Origin of the sequence: Streptosporangium amethystogenes, assembly GCF_000721075.1 — a bacterium.
Taxonomy (GTDB): Bacteria; Actinomycetota; Actinomycetes; order Streptosporangiales; family Streptosporangiaceae; genus Streptosporangium; species Streptosporangium amethystogenes.
Genome location: NZ_JOEQ01000005.1, coordinates 126,113 through 140,855, shown reverse-complemented (window position 1 = coordinate 140,855; position 14,743 = coordinate 126,113). Strand labels below are relative to the sequence as shown.

Annotated in this window: 12 protein-coding genes; 6 read left to right on the top strand and 6 right to left on the bottom strand. The window is 71.4% G+C overall.

Going from position 1 to position 14,743, the window contains the following annotated elements; translation table 11 throughout:
* The first annotated feature begins 2 nt into the window (after positions 1-2).
* From IG98_RS0108515 to IG98_RS0108495, 5 genes are all read left to right on the top strand, one after another.
* Complete coding sequence (locus IG98_RS0108515) at positions 3-1,739, top strand: acyclic terpene utilization AtuA family protein (protein WP_030908092.1); 1,737 nt, start codon at positions 3-5, stop codon at positions 1,737-1,739.
* A 103-nt stretch (positions 1,740-1,842) separates the two neighbouring features.
* Complete coding sequence (locus IG98_RS0108510) at positions 1,843-2,868, top strand: phosphotransferase family protein (RefSeq protein WP_030908089.1); 1,026 nt, start codon at positions 1,843-1,845, stop codon at positions 2,866-2,868.
* Between the two features lie 118 nt (positions 2,869-2,986).
* Positions 2,987-3,211, top strand: coding sequence for a hypothetical protein (locus tag IG98_RS0108505; RefSeq protein ID WP_030908087.1), 225 nt, complete (start codon positions 2,987-2,989; stop codon positions 3,209-3,211).
* A gap of 112 nt (positions 3,212-3,323) precedes the next feature.
* Complete coding sequence (locus IG98_RS0108500) at positions 3,324-4,175, top strand: helix-turn-helix domain-containing protein (protein ID WP_030908086.1); 852 nt, start codon at positions 3,324-3,326, stop codon at positions 4,173-4,175.
* A 67-nt stretch (positions 4,176-4,242) separates the two neighbouring features.
* Positions 4,243-4,512 (top strand): hypothetical protein, encoded by a 270-nt coding sequence (locus IG98_RS0108495; protein ID WP_030908083.1) that lies wholly within the window; start codon positions 4,243-4,245, stop codon positions 4,510-4,512.
* A gap of 16 nt (positions 4,513-4,528) precedes the next feature.
* Here the strand turns inward: IG98_RS0108495 and IG98_RS0108490 are convergent, their stop codons facing one another.
* On the bottom strand, positions 4,529-5,182 hold the full coding sequence (locus IG98_RS0108490) for a TetR/AcrR family transcriptional regulator (protein ID WP_051751853.1): 654 nt from the start codon (positions 5,180-5,182) through the stop codon (positions 4,529-4,531).
* A 248-nt stretch (positions 5,183-5,430) separates the two neighbouring features.
* On the bottom strand, positions 5,431-6,549 hold the full coding sequence (locus tag IG98_RS0108485) for an FAD-dependent oxidoreductase (protein ID WP_030908080.1): 1,119 nt from the start codon (positions 6,547-6,549) through the stop codon (positions 5,431-5,433).
* Between the two features lie 53 nt (positions 6,550-6,602).
* Between IG98_RS0108485 and IG98_RS0108480 the strand changes: the two genes are divergently transcribed.
* Positions 6,603-7,295 (top strand): TetR/AcrR family transcriptional regulator, encoded by a 693-nt coding sequence (locus IG98_RS0108480; RefSeq protein ID WP_037969730.1) that lies wholly within the window; start codon positions 6,603-6,605, stop codon positions 7,293-7,295.
* A 42-nt stretch (positions 7,296-7,337) separates the two neighbouring features.
* Here IG98_RS0108480 and IG98_RS54225 read toward each other — a convergent pair whose 3' ends face one another.
* The 4 genes from IG98_RS54225 to IG98_RS0108460 form a co-directional block, all read right to left on the bottom strand.
* Entirely contained in the window at positions 7,338-9,425 is a 2,088-nt protein-coding gene (locus IG98_RS54225; RefSeq protein ID WP_084195216.1) for a mannosyltransferase YkcB-related protein, read from the bottom strand.
* Positions 9,422-10,618: a bifunctional glycosyltransferase family 2/GtrA family protein gene (locus tag IG98_RS0108470; RefSeq protein WP_030908074.1), complete on the bottom strand. Its 1,197-nt coding sequence runs from the start codon at positions 10,616-10,618 to the stop codon at positions 9,422-9,424. The genes IG98_RS54225 and IG98_RS0108470 overlap by 4 nt, the downstream gene beginning before the upstream one ends.
* A gap of 136 nt (positions 10,619-10,754) precedes the next feature.
* A complete protein-coding gene (locus tag IG98_RS0108465; RefSeq protein WP_245651450.1) occupies positions 10,755-12,617 on the bottom strand; it encodes a hydantoinase B/oxoprolinase family protein in 1,863 nt (620 codons plus the stop codon).
* Positions 12,614-14,653: a hydantoinase/oxoprolinase family protein gene (locus tag IG98_RS0108460; protein ID WP_030908071.1), complete on the bottom strand. Its 2,040-nt coding sequence runs from the start codon at positions 14,651-14,653 to the stop codon at positions 12,614-12,616. Before IG98_RS0108460 ends, IG98_RS0108465 begins: the two co-directional genes overlap by 4 nt.
* Positions 14,654-14,743: the final 90 nt, after the last annotated feature.

Genomic DNA, 14,743 nt, shown 5'->3' with positions numbered 1-14,743 from the left:
CGATGTTGCGTATCGCCAACTGCTCCGGCTTCTACGGCGACCGGCTGTCGGCCGCCAGGGAGATGGTGGAGGGCGGCCCGATCGACGTGCTCACCGGCGACTGGCTCGCCGAGCTGACCATGCTGATCCTGGCCGGGAACCGGCTCAGGGGCCGCCCCGGCTACGCGCCGACCTTCCTCAAGCAGCTGGAGGAGGTCCTCGGGACCTGCCTGGAACGCGGCATCAAGATCGTCTCTAATGCGGGCGGGCTGGATCCCGCCGGGTGCGCCGGGGCGGTGACCGAGCTGGCGACGCGCCTCGGGTTGCCGGTGCGGGTCGCCCATGTCACCGGTGACGATCTCACCGGCCACGACCTGGGCGGAGCGCCGAACGCCGACACCGGCGAGCCGCTGCCCGCGCCCGCCCTGACCGCCAACGCCTACCTGGGGGGCCGCCCGATCGCCGCCGCCCTGTCCGCCGGGGCGGACGTGGTGGTGACCGGCCGCGTCACGGACGCCGCACTGGTCACCGGGCCGGGAATCTGGCGGTACGGCTGGGGGCCCGGCGATCTCGACGCGCTGGCCGGCTCCGTGGTCGCCGGGCACGTCATCGAGTGCGGCTGCCAGGCGACCGGCGGTAACTACGCGTTCTTCGGCGAGGTGCCCGACCTGGCTCGCTGCGGGTTTCCGCTGGTGGAGCTGGAGGCGGACGGCTCCAGTGTGGTCACCAAGCATCCCGGGACCGGGGGGCTGGTCTCGGTCGGCACGGTCACCGCGCAGCTGCTGTACGAGATCGCCTCCCCCCGCTACCTCGGCCCCGACGTGATCGCGCGCTTCGACACGATCCGGCTGGAGCAGCAGGGCCCCGACCGGGTCCGCGTCTCGGGGGTGCGCGGCGAGGCCCCGCCCGGCACGCTCAAGGTCGCCGTCAACTACCTGGCGGGCTACCGCAACACCATGACGCTCGTCCTGACCGGCCTGGACATCGAGGCCAAGGCCAGGCTCGCCCAGGAGGCCATCTGGGCCCGGGTGCCGAGGGAGTCGTTCGACGAGGTCCACGTCGAGCTCACCCCGCTGGCGGGCACCGCCCTGCTGCGCGTCACCGTGATGGACGCCGACCGGCGCAGGGCCGGACGTGCCTTCTCCTCGGCCGTGGTCGAGACCGGCCTGGCGAGCTACCCCGGCTTCTACGGGCTGACCCCTCCCGGTGACGCCTCACCGTACGGGGTCTACTGGCCCACGCTCATCCCGGCGGAGGCGGTGCGGGCCCGCGTCTGGCTCGACGGCCGCGAGCTCCCCACGGTGCCGGACGACTCGGAGGACGACGGCCGGGAGCGGTCCGGGCAGGCGCCCCCTCCCCCGGTCACCCGCCCCGGAGCGCCGGAGGGAGCCGCGCCGGGCGGTCCACGGGGCGCGGACGGCGGCGGCGGGACGGTACGGGTCGCGCTGGGCTCGATCGTGGGTGCCCGGTCCGGGGACAAGGGCGGCAACGCCAACCTGGGGGTCTGGGTCCGCACCCCCGAGCAGTTCGGCTGGCTGGAGAGCCACCTGACGGTCGAGCGCCTGGCCGAGCTCCTGCCCGGCACCGCGGAACTGAACGTCGAGCGCTTCGAGCTGCCCAACCTGCTCGCCGTCAACTTCGTCGTCCACGGCCTCCTCGGCCGGGGTGTGGCCGCCAGCCCTCGCCTCGACGCCCAGGCCAAGGCCCTCGGCGAGGAACTCCGCGCCGTACTCACCGACATCCCGCGGCGCCTGCTCTGATCCCCCGATCGGAACGGCCGGCGTGGTACGGGCGGTGTTGACCGTCGCAGGCGGGGATCATAGATTCACCCTGACTAGAATATGATTCGGTTGAGGAGGGTGCATGACGGCCGCGCACATCGACGTCAATGTGATCGACTTCGGCGTGCTCGGTGCGTGGATGGACGCGCAGGGGCTGCCCGGCGGGCCGTTCGAGCGGGTCGCGCCGGTGGCGGGCGGAACGCAGAACGTCATGGTCCGCTTCGAGCGGGGCGGGGCTCGGTACGTGCTGCGCAGGCCGCCGCTGCATCCGCGCGCCAGGAGCAACGAGGTGCTCCGCCGGGAGGCGAGGGTGCTGGCGGTGCTGCGCGACACGCCGGTGGCGGCGCCGCGCCTCGTCGCGGCCTGTACCGACGAGAGCGTCATGGGCGCGGTCTTCTACCTGATGGAACCGGTCCGGGGTTTCAACCCCACGGTCGGGCTGCCCGAGCCGCACGCGAGCGATCCCGCGATCCGGCACCGGATGGGCCTGGAGGCGGCCTCGGCGCTGGCCGACCTGGGACGGGTGGACCACGGCGTGCTCGACGGGTTCGGCCGCCCCGAGGGGTTCCTGGAGCGGCAGGTACCGCGCTGGATGGGCGAACTGGACGGCTACGGGGCCCTGGACGGGTATCCGGGACCCGACATCCCCGGACTGGCGGAGACGGCCGGCTGGCTGGAGCGCAACCGGCCGAAGGAGTTCACCCCGGGGATCATGCACGGTGACTACCACCTGGCCAACCTCATGTTCGCCTGCGACGGGCCCAGGGTGGCCGCGATCGTCGACTGGGAGATGTGCACGGTGGGCGACCCGCTGCTGGACCTGGGGTGGCTGCTGGCGACCTGGCCGACCCCCGACGGCGTGGGGGTGATCTCCGGCGGTGTCACCGGGCTGGCCCCGGCCGCCGAGCTCGTCGAGTGCTACGCGGCCCTGTCCGACCGCGACCTGTCCGCCGTCGACTGGTACGCGGTGCTGGCCTGCTTCAAGCTCGGCATCGTGCTGGAGGGTACGCACGCACGCGCGTGCGCGGGCAAGGCGTCCAGGGAACTCGGGGACCTGCTCCACGCGACCACGCTGAACCTGTTCGCCCGTGCTCGCACGTTCATGTGACATAAGACGAAATAAGTGGAATGTGCGTTATCTGGTGCTTGAAACCTTCATGCAACCTTCCAAAATCTAGGATTGCTCGCAATTGCTCCATGAGTGTGGTTCGGGGAAGGATTCAGTCATGCGCCTGCGGTTCCTTGGTTCCACCTCCGAAGCGGGCGCCTGCCCCTCCCTCTACGAGACCGATCGCGGGACCGTCGTGGTGCAGGGCCTTCGGGTGACCGACGCGGAGGCCCTGGCCGACCTGCGTCATGTCCTGGAGGGTGAAACCGCCGTCGAGGTGCCCCGCGAGTTGCTCGTGGACATCGCGCGCCGAGTACTTTCTGTAAATATTGGTCACGATTAGGAGTGCTCTCTGGCTTGATCCACATGCCCGGGTCTAGCGTCGTGCGCACCACGCGGGGGATGACGTGAACCCGCGGGAGGAGCAGGCGGGCGAGAGTGGCCGGGGAGATCGTGTGGGCGGGTTCCAACAGGCCAGGACCGAACTCGGCGCGCGGTTACGGCACCTGCGGGAGACCGCTCACCTGTCGGGCAAGGAACTGGCCGAACGGCTGAGGTGGCAGGCCTCCAAGGTCTCCCGGATCGAGAACGCCCGCCAGACCGTCACCGAGGACGACATCGTCCAGTGGGCGCGGGCCACAGACGCCGCCCCCGAGGTGGTCGAGGAGCTGGTGGGGCGGGCACTGGGACTCCTGGATCGCCAGGACCCCTGGCGGCAGCGGCACCGCGGCGGACTGGCCGCCCTCCAGGAGGACGTCCTCGACATGGAGGCACGGACCACGCTGCTGCGAGTGTTCGAGCCGGGCGTGGTCATCGGCCTGTTGCAGACCACCGAGTACGCCCGGAGCATCTTCACTCGGATCAAGCGTCTCTACCGGTCCCCCGACGAGATCGACGCGGCCATCCGGGTCCGCATGCGGCGCCAGGACATCCTCTACGACCAGAGCAGGCGGTTCAGGTTCGTCCTGCCGGAGGCGGTGCTGCGCTACCGGCTGGCCCCGCTGGACGTGATGCGCGGGCAGCTCGACCGGTTACTGGCGGTGACCGCGCTGCCGAACGTGGAGTTCGGTGTGATCCCCTTCGAGGCGCCCCTGCCCTCGGCACCGCTCAACGGTTTCTGGATGTACGACGACGACCATGTCGCGGTGCCGACCAGGACGAGGGACCTGCTTCTTCGTGACCCGGACGACGTCGTCTTCTACGCGCGGACCTTCGAGGAACTCTGCGAGGTCGCGGCCTTCGGGGAGGACGCCAGGTCGGTGATCGTCCGGGTACTCAACGATTTCTCCGGGCAGCCAAGGGACTAAACACCGCAATTGCTTGATTAGCATCCCAAGATCGTGCAATTCTCTGTCGAGACGGAGGTGACACACGATGCTGGACACGCTGTCTTGTCTGGAGAGGTTCGTTGCTGCGATACGGCTGCACGCCGACCTTTCCGTACAGCGGATCTCGTTCGATGATCCCGCGTACGTGTACGTCCGCAACCGTTTCAGCAACACCCTGGCCGAGACCGTGACCTGCTCCCAGGACGGCCGTTTCATCACCTCGTGGGGTTACCGGCTCGGCACCAGCGAGAACATCGACGGCGCCGCGGCGCGGCTGGCCTTCCTCCTCGCGGCCCTGCCCACCCCCCAGGTCTGATCCGGTAGCCCCGCCGCTACGGGGCCTCGGCCGGCTCGTCGGGAAAGTCCGAGAGGCGCAGGCCGACCTCCCTGGCGGCGGCGACCCTGGCGTGATGGAGCATCCGGCTCCGCGACAGGTTGCCGGTGTGCAGGGTGTACCGGACCACGAGGCCGTCGAGCATGCCGTCGATCCGCTCGGCCGACCCCAGGGGGTCGTCGCAGGTGAACTCACCCGAGGCCACGCCGGCGGAGATCACCTGGCTGAGGATCTCGATCCAGGCGTCCTCAAGCTCCAGCAGGATGGTGCGGACGTGCTCCTCGCGCACTCCCACGGCCCAGGCGTCGACCCAGAGGATCCAGCTCTGGTCGGAGCGGGAGGCCGGGATGTAGAAGCGCAGGACCCGGTCGAGGAGTTGGACGGCGGTGCCGGGGCCCGCGACGATCTCCTTCAGCCGCTGGATCTCCGAGTCGCTGGTGCTGCGGAGCATCTCGGTGATGAGATCGTCCTTGGTGGCGAAGTGGTAGTGGATCAGGCCACCGCTCACGTTCGTCGCCTTGGCGATGTCGGCGACCCGGGTGCTGGCCAGCCCGCGCTCGAGCACGACCCGCCTGGCGGCCTCAAGGAGCTCCGCTCGGCGCTGGTCGGCCTGGTCGGCGCGGCTGCTGCGCGCCCCTCCTCCGCTGTGCACGGCGCAAGACTACAGCAGCGCGCGCGCACCGCCTCCATACTACTGATTGGTCAATCAGTCAATGATTTCGCACCTGTCGTACGGGCAAGGAGCGGGGTGAGGAGTCGACGGACAGCCGTTGGCATTTCGATATCGGCCGCCGCGGCCGGACGGGGCAAGGTCTTGGGCACCTTGACGGCGTCGATCCGGTCCATCGGGTTGGCCTGCAGCAGGTCGCGGCGGACCGCCGGTACTCTCGCGCTCGGCGGTCAGGATGGCTGAACTTCGTCGAAGAGGGCGAGGGCTTCGGTGGGGTCCGGGCTCACGAGGCGCTCCAGACCGGCCATCGTGATCTTCGCCCACCTGCCGGCCCGTGCCCACATCTGTTCCTCGAAGGCGCGGACGGCCTCGTCCAGATCGCCGGGGGCGGCGGCGACGGACTCGGCGAGTTCGGCGCCTTCCAGCATCGCGAGGTTCGCGCCCACCCCCAATGGGGGCATCAGGTGGGCGGCGTCGCCCAGTAGCGTCACCCCGGGGACGTGGGCCCAGGTGTGGGACACGGGCAGGACGTAGAGGGGGCGGTGGACGAAAGCGGTGCCGTGGCGGAGGAGGTCGAGGACGGGAGCGGCCCAGCCGTCGAACAGAGCCAGCAGGCTTGACCGCACGGCCTCGACGTCGGCCAGGTCCAGATTCGTGTGCCAGTTCAGCGGCGCGCGGAACTGGGCGTACACCTTGACGTGGCCGCCGCTGTTGCGCTGGGCGACGAGGGCGCGGTTCACGCCGTACACGGCCATGGAACCGTCGCCGATCAGCCGGGCGAGGTCGGGATGGCGGATGTCGACATCGTCCAGGGAGGTCTCGACCAGGGTGACGCCGGTGTGGTAGGGCGTCGCGGACGAGATCGCCGGGCGGACCCGGGACCAGGCGCCGTCCGCGCCGATCACGAGGTCGAACGTCTCCTGGCGCCCGTCCGCGAAACGGACCAGCACGCCGTCCCGGGTCCCCGGCACCACCTCCGTCACGCCCCGCCCCCACTGAACGTCGAGGGGGCCGAGCAGCAGGTCACGGAGTTGCCCCCGGTCGATCTCGGGATTGGCCCGATCACCCGGACGGGGTCGCCAGTCGCGAAGGACGGTCCCGTCCGCGTCCAGGATGCGCATGGCCTGCCCTTCGGGACGGGACAGCGCCTGGAACTCCGCCAGCAGCCCCGCCTTGCCCAGTGCGAGCTGGCCCATCCCTTCGTGCAGGTCGAGCGTGCCGCCCGGGGGCCGGGCGTCGGGGGCGGGATCACGTTCGAGGACGGTGACAGGGTGACCGCGGCGGCGCAGGACGCAGGCGAAGGTGAGGCCGGCGGGGCCGCCCCCGATCACGGCGATACGGTGTCTCATAGCGATATACCGTATTTAACTATTACAGTGTATCGCAACAGTACGATGTAACCATGACTGTGTGGGACCGGCCGGAGCCGCCGACTCGCCCCGTGCCGCTCGACCGGGAGCGAATCGTTGCCGCCGCCATCGCGCTGGCCGACGAGGGCGGGCTGGAGGCGGTGTCGTTGCGCAAGGTCGCCGCCCGGCTGGACGCCGGCCCGATGCGGCTGTACGGATACATCTCCACCAAGGAGGAGTTGTTCGACCTCATGGTGGACGAGGTCCACACCGAGATCCTCCCCGCGGAGCAGCCCGGCGACTGGCGGGAGGTGCTGCGCACCCGCGCCCACCGCACCAGGCAGGCCACCCTCCGTCACGAATGGCTGGCCGACCTGCTCGGCGGCCGTCCGACCCTGGGCCCGAACGCCCTCGCCGTGACCGAGGCCACGCTGGCCGCCCTCGACGGCCTCGCCGACCTCGACACCGTCCTGCGCGCCGTGGAGACCGTCAGTGCCTACTTCACCGGCGCGATCAGGCGCGAGATCGCGAACCTGCGGGCCGAGCGCGCCACAGGCCTGTCCAAGCGAGACTGGCAGCGCGCCTCCGGCCCGCATGTGATGAGGATGCTGGCCACGGGCCGCTTCCCGGCGCTGGCCAAGGCCGTGCACGACGGCACGGAGATGGACGCCGAGGCGTCCTTCGCGACCGGCCTGGACTGGGTCCTCGACGCCGTGGCCGCCAAACTCGCCCGGCCGCCGGCGTGACGCTCAGGATTTCCATCCGTCCCGGACGGCCGGCGTGCCGGCTCAGCCGCAGCGGTACAGGGACTGGTCGGTGGAGCCGCCGTACTCCGACGCCGTGACCGCCGTGCAGTTGGCCCGCACCCACTCGGTCACCTGGGACCCGCCCCCGTCGGGCCCGCCCCGGCCGCCTCCGGTCATCACGTACCTGAGCCGCCCCGAGGAGACGAGCTCGTCGAGCCGGTCCACGGTCATGGCCGGGTCGCTCCCGGTGAAGCCGCCCATCGCGATGACGGGCAGCCCCGTCGACAGGATGGCCGCGGAGGCGTCCCGCGCGCTGCTCACCGCCACCAGCCAGGTCGCGCCGTCCCGGTTCCTCCTCAGGTATTCGATCATCTGCTGGTCCATGGCACCGCCGGGGCCGGCCGGGAGGCCGTAGCGCGTCCGCGGAACGGCGTCACCGGTCGTCCCCTGCTGCGGGTTCTGTCCCGGTGCGCCGCCGGGAGGCCCGCCGTCACCTTCGGGAGCCTCTCCTCTCGTGCCGCCGAGGGAGCCTCCGGGGGAGCCGCCCCGCATGCCGCCGAGGCCGCCGCTGCCCGCGGGACCCGCGGTGGGGTTGGTGCCGTTGACGGCCGAGCCGAGCGGGGTCAGCGCGTAGGCGGCGGGACCGGCGAGGCAGGCGGCCAGCCCGGCCGTCAGCGCGACGGCGGCGATCCGCAGCCGGAGCCGCGGCCCCAGGCGGGCCAGGCACAGCCCGGCGACCGCCGTCACCGTGATCGCGGCGACCGCCCAGGCCAGCCAGGGCACGAAGTCCGTACCGCGGCGCAGCACGGTGAACGCCCACGCCCCGGTGACCGCGCCCCCCGCGGGTAGCACCCACGACCACGCCCTGGAGTGCCGGTAGGCCCTCCAGCCGAGCACCCCGCCGAGACCGGTCAGAGCGGCGACGGCCGGGGCCATCGCGGTGGAGTAGTACGGGTGGAAGGTGCCATTGGAGAAGCTGAACACGACGTAGTGGACCGCGAGCCAGCCGCCCCACAGCAGCAGGGCGACCCTGGTGTCGCGGAGCGGGCCGCGGGCGGTCAGGGCCAGGCCGGTGATCAGGGCGATCACGGCGAAGGGCAGCAGCCAGGAGATCTGCCCGGCCATGGTGTCGTTGAACAGGCGCCCGGCGCCCGCCTCGCCGCCGAACCCCATGCCACCCCCGCCCCGCCCCCCGCCGTTGCCGAAGATCCGTCCGAGGCCGTTGTAGCCGATGACGAGGTCCCAGACGGAGTTGTCGGTGCTGCCGCCGATGTAGGGGCGGTCCGACGCGGGCCACAGGTCCACGATCACCATCCACCAGGCGCTGAAGACCACCAGCGAGGCACCCGCGGCGAGCAGCCGCCCGAGACGGCGGGGCAACGTCCCCGGAGCCATGACCAGGTAGAGCGGGGCGAAGGCCGGCAGCACCAGGTAGGCCTGGAGCATCTTGGTGTTGAACGCCAGGCCGACGAGCGCCGCCGAGACGACGAGCGTACGCGTCCGGCCGGTGCGTACCGCCTCCTGGCAGAACCAGGCCGCGAGCACCAGCAGCAGGACCAGGAGGGTGTCGGGGTTGTTGTCCCGGTTGATGGCCACGGTGATCGGGGTCAGCGTCATCGCCAGGGCCGCGACCAGTGCGGCGGCGTGGCCGTACCCGCCGGGCATGGCTCTTCGCACCGCCGAGTGGAGCACGGCGACGGCGGCGACCCCGGCGACGGCCTGGGGCAGGAGCATGCTCCAGGTGCCGAACCCGAAGATCCTGGCGGGCAGTCCCATGACCCACAGCGCGAGCGGTGGCTTGTCCACGGTGATGAACGACCCCGCGTCCAGGGCTCCGAAGAAGAACGCCTTCCAGCTCTGGGTGCCCGACAGGATCGCGGCGGCGTAGTACTCGTTGGCGTGACCGTTGCGCCCCAGTGCCCAGACGTACAGGACGGTGGCCAGCGCGAGCACGCCCCACAGGCCTGGCCGCGCCCAGCGGGGGTCGCCGGGCCGGCCGAGAAACGCCCGTCGCGCGACACCGCCGAGTCCGCCGTCCCGGCCCGCGCGTCCCGGCCCGGCGGCGTGCCTGCCGCTCTGAGGCTGTGCCGGCGCGCCGGGTCCCGCCTCCGGCGAGGTGTGGGTGATCATCGGGTGCCCTCCTTGGCGCGGCGGGGATTGAAGACCCAGGTGCGGAGCATCAGGAAGCGTACGAGGGTGGCGACGGCGTTGGCCGCCGCGAGCGCGGCGACCTCCGCGGCGGTGGACGCCGCGGGTACCACGAGGTCGAGCAGGGCCAGGCCGCCGGTGCTCAGCAGCAGGCCGACGAGGAAGGCCAGGCCGCCTTCGAGCTGGTGGCGGAGAGCTCCGGTACGGCCGGTGACGCCGAAGGTGAAACGCCGGTTGGCCGCGGTGTTGAGGATCGCGGTGACGAGCAGGGCCACCCCGTTGGCCACGACGGCGGGCATCACCAGGCGCAGGGTCACGAACAGGGCCAGGTACGCCAGGGTGCAGATCACCCCGATGACGGCGAAGCTCGGCAGCTGGCGGACCATGCCCCCGGGCAGCCTCGCCGCCCGCACCCGCGGCGGGACCGGGATCCTGGCCGCCCCCGACAGCGTCTTCCGTGCCACCCTCGCCATCCCCCTGAGGTCGTCCCTGACGGTTCTGACGATGTCGACGCGGCTGTCCGGGTCGTCCACCCAGTCGACGGGAACCTCGTGGATGCGCAGACCGTGCCGCTCGGCCAGGAGCAGCAGCTCGGTGTCGAAGAACCACTCCTCGTCCTCGACCGCGGGGAGCAGCGCCTGCGCGACCTCGGTGCGCACCGCCTTGAAACCGCACTGCGCGTCGGAGAACCGCGCCCCCATCGCCGAGCGGAGCAGCAGGTTGTACGTCCGCGAGATGAACTCCCGTTTCGGCCCGCGGACGACGTTGGCCCCCCGGGACAGCCGGGTGCCGATGGCCAGGTCGCTGTGGCCGGAAAGCAGCGGGGCCACCAGCGGCAGGAAGGCGTCCAGGTCCGTGGAGAGGTCCACGTCCATGTAGCCGACCACGTCGGCGTCGCTGGCCGACCACGCCCTGCGCAGTGCCCGGCCCCGGCCCTTGGCGTCGAGGTGCAGGGCGCGCACGCCGGACAGCTCGCGGCTGAGGTCGGTGGCGATCTGCCAGGTGGCGTCGGTGCTGGCGTTGTCGGCGATCGTGATGCGGAAGCCGTAGGGGAAGGTTCCCGTGAGATAGGTGTGCAGGCGGCGGACGCTCTCGTCGAGCACCCGCTGCTCGTTGTGGACGGGGACCACGATCTCGACCGTTCGGGTGCGCGCCGGTGCTGTCGCCTGCTTCACGCTGCCCCCCGGTGACGGCGGCTCGGTTCTGTCATGTCCTCAGGGTCGTGAGGTGACCTTGAGTGATCCTGAGCCGACCATTAACACCGGGTGAGAAAAGGACGGAGCCTCCCGGCGTCGCCGGGAGGCTCCGTGTTCACACCCGTAGCGGCGGGCGAGGGGCGGGCAGGCCGGTCTCCGCCTCGCAGCGGGCGAGGATCTCCGCCAGCGGCGGCCCCATGTTGAACACCGCGGGCTCGGGCCTGGCGGCGCGCAGGGACTCGCGGAGCCCGGCCGTCGCCTCCACATCCACGGTTCCCGCCTCGTCGCAGGACACGCCGTAGCGGCGGGCGCCGCCGGGGGTGACCAGACCGCGCCGCACCTCCAGCCCGACGAGGTCCGGATCGCGCTCCAGCGGGTCGCCCCACCCGCCGCCACCCCAGGTGACGAAGTGCAGCAGGTCTCCGGGGGCGACCGGGACGTCGTGCACCTTGCTGGGCAGCACCTGCACGGTCCCGTCGGCCCGCTCGATCCACTTGCGTCCCCGGGCGCCGGGGTCACCGCCGTTGACGCCCCACGGGTAGGTGAGCCAGCGGTCGTCGTGGATGGCGATCGTGCCGGGCTCCAGGAACCGGTAGGCGACGTCCACACCGTTGCCGCCGCGGTGCAGCCCCGCCCCGCCGGTGTCGGCGACGGTCTCCCAGCGTTCGACGCGCAGGGGATAGTAGGACTCCAGGAACTCGCACGGGATGTTGGTGAACGAGGGCCAGAGCGAGTGCCCGTCGGGGCCGTCGCCGATCGGGCGTCCGGGGATGCCGCCGAAACCGATGGAGTAGAGCTGGAACCACTCTCCCGTACCGGTCTTGTGCCCCGAGTACATGAAGTGCGGAGAGGAGGAGAAGCCCGCGGCGTTCAGCAGTTCCGGCGTCTTCTGCCCGAGCAGCCCGCCGAACAGGTCGAAGATCCGGCCGATGCCGTGGTTGCGGGCGTTGAGCGCGGCCGGGTACTCGGGTCTCCAGAAGCTCTTCTCCGGGATGCGCACGTCCACCAGCGGGTAGAAGCCGTCGTTCCACAGGATCTGCGGGTCGGCCACGGTGATCAGGTAGATGCCGAAGAACATCCGGGCGAGGTTCTCGTTGATGTAGTAGTTGATCGGCCCCTGGGCCTGCGGGTCACTGCCGGAGAAGTCGAGCAGCACCTTCTCTCCGGTGCGGGTCAGCGACAACGTCAGCCGGTACGGCCCGTACCCCACCCCGTCGTCGCAGATGTAGTCGGAGAAGGTGAGGGTCTCCCCGTCCTCGAACAGCGTCGCCAGGAGGATCCGCATCGCGTCGTGGTTGCGCTGGAGCAGCGCCTCCAGCGCCGAGGTATAGGTCTCGGCCCCGAAGCGCGCGCACAGTTCCTGGATCCGCCGCGAGGCGGTGCGGCAGGCCGCGATCAGGCCGTTGAGGTCGGCGCGGTTCCAGTCGGGCTGGCGCACCTGGTTGAGGATGATGCGCAGCGCGTCCTCGTTGAGCACGCCCCGGGAGTAGAGCTTGAAGGGCGGGATGACCACGCCCTCCTCGAAGATGGTGCGCGCGTCGGTCGGCATGGAGCAGGCGGTCTTGCCGCCGACGTCGGACATGTGACCGAACATCGACGCCCAGCCGACGACCCGGCCCTCGACGTAGATCGGCATGACGACCAGCCAGTCGTTGGCATGGCTGATCGCGCCGTCGCAGGAGTAGGGGTCGGAGGTGAGCAGCACGTCGCCCTCCTCGATGGTCCCGTCGAAGCCGTCGAGCAGCGCCGGGATGGACAGGCCGAACTGACCGACGACCATGCGGCCCCGCGGGTCGCCGATCAACGGGAACTCGTCGTGCTGCTCCCGGATGCCGGGAGAGAGCGCGGTGCGAAAGAGCACCTCGTCCATCTCGTGACGCGCGTTGCGCAGGGCGTTCTCGATGATGTCGAGGGTCACCGGGTCGACGTCCACCGCGGCGAGCGGCACGGTGGCGGTCTCGATGATCTGGGCCATCATGCCTCCAGGGGACGGATGAGCAGACTGCCGCTCTCGTGGACCGTCGCGGCGTGACCGGGCAGCACGAGGGTGGTGGAGTCCATCTCGACGACGATCGCCGGGCCGCGTACCACGTTCCCGGCGAGCAGGGCGGCGCGGTCGTGGACGGCGGCCTCGGTCCAGCCGCCCTCGACCCAGATCTCATGGGTTCCGGTGACGGCCGCCGAGGAGTCCTCCCCGCCCGAGGCCAGCGAGACGGCCTGGACGTTGGGGCGCGGTCCGCTGACGGCCGCGCGGGCGCTGACCAGTTCGTGCTCGTTGCCCAGCAGGAACGAGAAGAGCCGTTCGTGCTCGGCGTCGAACGCCTTGCCGAGGGCGTCGAGCCCGGTGTCCGGGGTCAGCGGGATCGGGATCTCAAATCCCTGGCCGTGGTAGCGGACGTCGACGTGATAGGTCGCGCTCTGGTCCGCGCGGTCGACGCCCTCGGTCTCCAGCGTCCGCGCCGCGGTCTCGGCCAGCTCGGTCAGCAGCTCGCCCAGTTCGGTGTCGGTGAGCTGGGAGAAGCGCCGGATGTAGGTGCGGGCGGCCTCGTCGCGCAGGGACGTGGTGGCGTCGCCGTACGCGCAGAGCACGCCCGGCGAGGGCGGGATGACGACCGGCCAGGAGCCGGTGAGCCGGCCCAGCGCGTTGGCGTGCAGCGGGCCGGCGCCGCCGAAGGCGACCAGCGCGAAGTCACGGGGGTCGAAGCCCTGCTGCACGGAGACCAGACGCAGCGCGCCGAACATGTTCTCGTTGACGATGTCGACGATGCCCTGGGCCGCGGCCTCGACCGACGGCAGGCCCATGGCCTCGGCGACCCTGGCCACCGCGGCGCGCGACCGCTCCCGGTCCAGGACGATCTCGCCACCGGCCAGCCGGGCGGGCAGGTAGCCGAGCACCACGTTGGCGTCGGTGACGGTCGGCTCCTCCCCTCCCCTGCCGTACGCGGCGGGGCCCGGGTCGGCACCGGCGGACTGCGGGCCGACGCGCAACGCCCGGGTCAGCTCGGGGACGTGGGCGATGGAGCCGCCACCCGCGCCGACGGTCCGCACGTCCACCGAGGCCGAGCGGACGGTCAGGTCACCGACCCTGGTCTCGCGACCGACGCGTGGGCGCAGGCCCTCGACGAGGGCGACGTCGGTGGAGGTCCCGCCCATGTCGAAGGTGAGGAAGTCCGGGAAGCCGGCCTGCTCGGCGACCCAGGTCGCACCGGCGACTCCGCCGGCCGGGCCGGACAGCAGCAGGTTGACCGGGCTGCCCGCGGCGGCGGAGGCGGAGGCCAGGCCGCCGTCACTGCGCAGGATGTTCAGGGAGCCCGTCAGGCCGCCTTCGGCGATCCTGCCGGCGAGGTTGTCCAGGTACCTGGCGACCTGGGGCTGGACGTAGGCGTTGGCGACGGTGGTGATCGTCCGCTCGTACTCGCGCAGCTCGGGCAGGACCGCGGAGGAGATGGAGACCGGCACGCCCGGCAGCTCCTCCGCGGCGATCTCTGCGACCCGCCGCTCGTGGCCGTCGAAGGCGTAAGAGTTGATCAGGGAGACCGCGAGTGCCTCGACGCCGCGCAGGCGCCCGAGAGAGGCACGCAACGCGTCCTCGTCAAGGGGCGTGACGACCGACCCGTCGGAGGCGACCCGCTCGATCGCCTCGACCGTGTCCTCCAGCGCGGCCAGCGGCTCGGGTTTGGGCCAGATGATCCAGCCGGCCAGACCTCCGGGGACGAACGAGCGGGCGATCTGCAGCACCTGCCGGAATCCGGCGGTGGTCACCAGGCCCACCCGCGCGCCCTTGCCCTCCAGGATGGCGTTGGTGGCGACGGTGGTCCCGTGCAGGACCTGGCCGATCTCCGAGAGGGGGATCCGCGCCTCGGCACGGACCTTCTCGATACCGGCCAGGACGCCGACCGACTGGTCGTGGGGGGTGGAAGGGGTCTTGGCGCGGAAGGTGCGCCCGGTAGCGGGGTCGATGAGAAGGATGTCAGTGAACGTCCCTCCGACGTCCACCCCGAGCCGGTAGTGCATGCCGTGCTCCTTGGTCGGATGATCCCCGCCGTGGCGAGCCGTGTGATCTCCTCGCCGGTCGGACCGAGCGGCCGGCCGTGGACTCCTCAC

Bases quoted from the DNA above. Each gene is read 5' to 3' on its own strand.
- IG98_RS0108515 (WP_030908092.1), top strand. From the start codon at position 3: ATGTTGCGTATCGCCAACTGCTCCGGCTTCTACGGCGACCGGCTGTCG.
- IG98_RS0108510 (WP_030908089.1), top strand. From the start codon at position 1,843: ATGACGGCCGCGCACATCGACGTCAATGTGATCGACTTCGGCGTGCTC.
- IG98_RS0108505 (WP_030908087.1), top strand. From the start codon at position 2,987: ATGCGCCTGCGGTTCCTTGGTTCCACCTCCGAAGCGGGCGCCTGCCCC.
- IG98_RS0108495 (WP_030908083.1), top strand. From the start codon at position 4,243: ATGCTGGACACGCTGTCTTGTCTGGAGAGGTTCGTTGCTGCGATACGG.
- IG98_RS0108485 (WP_030908080.1), bottom strand. From the start codon at position 6,549: ATGAGACACCGTATCGCCGTGATCGGGGGCGGCCCCGCCGGCCTCACC.
- IG98_RS0108480 (WP_037969730.1), top strand. From the start codon at position 6,603: ATGACTGTGTGGGACCGGCCGGAGCCGCCGACTCGCCCCGTGCCGCTC.
- IG98_RS54225 (WP_084195216.1), bottom strand. From the start codon at position 9,425: ATGATCACCCACACCTCGCCGGAGGCGGGACCCGGCGCGCCGGCACAG.
- IG98_RS0108465 (WP_245651450.1), bottom strand. From the start codon at position 12,617: ATGATGGCCCAGATCATCGAGACCGCCACCGTGCCGCTCGCCGCGGTG.
- IG98_RS0108460 (WP_030908071.1), bottom strand. From the start codon at position 14,653: ATGCACTACCGGCTCGGGGTGGACGTCGGAGGGACGTTCACTGACATC.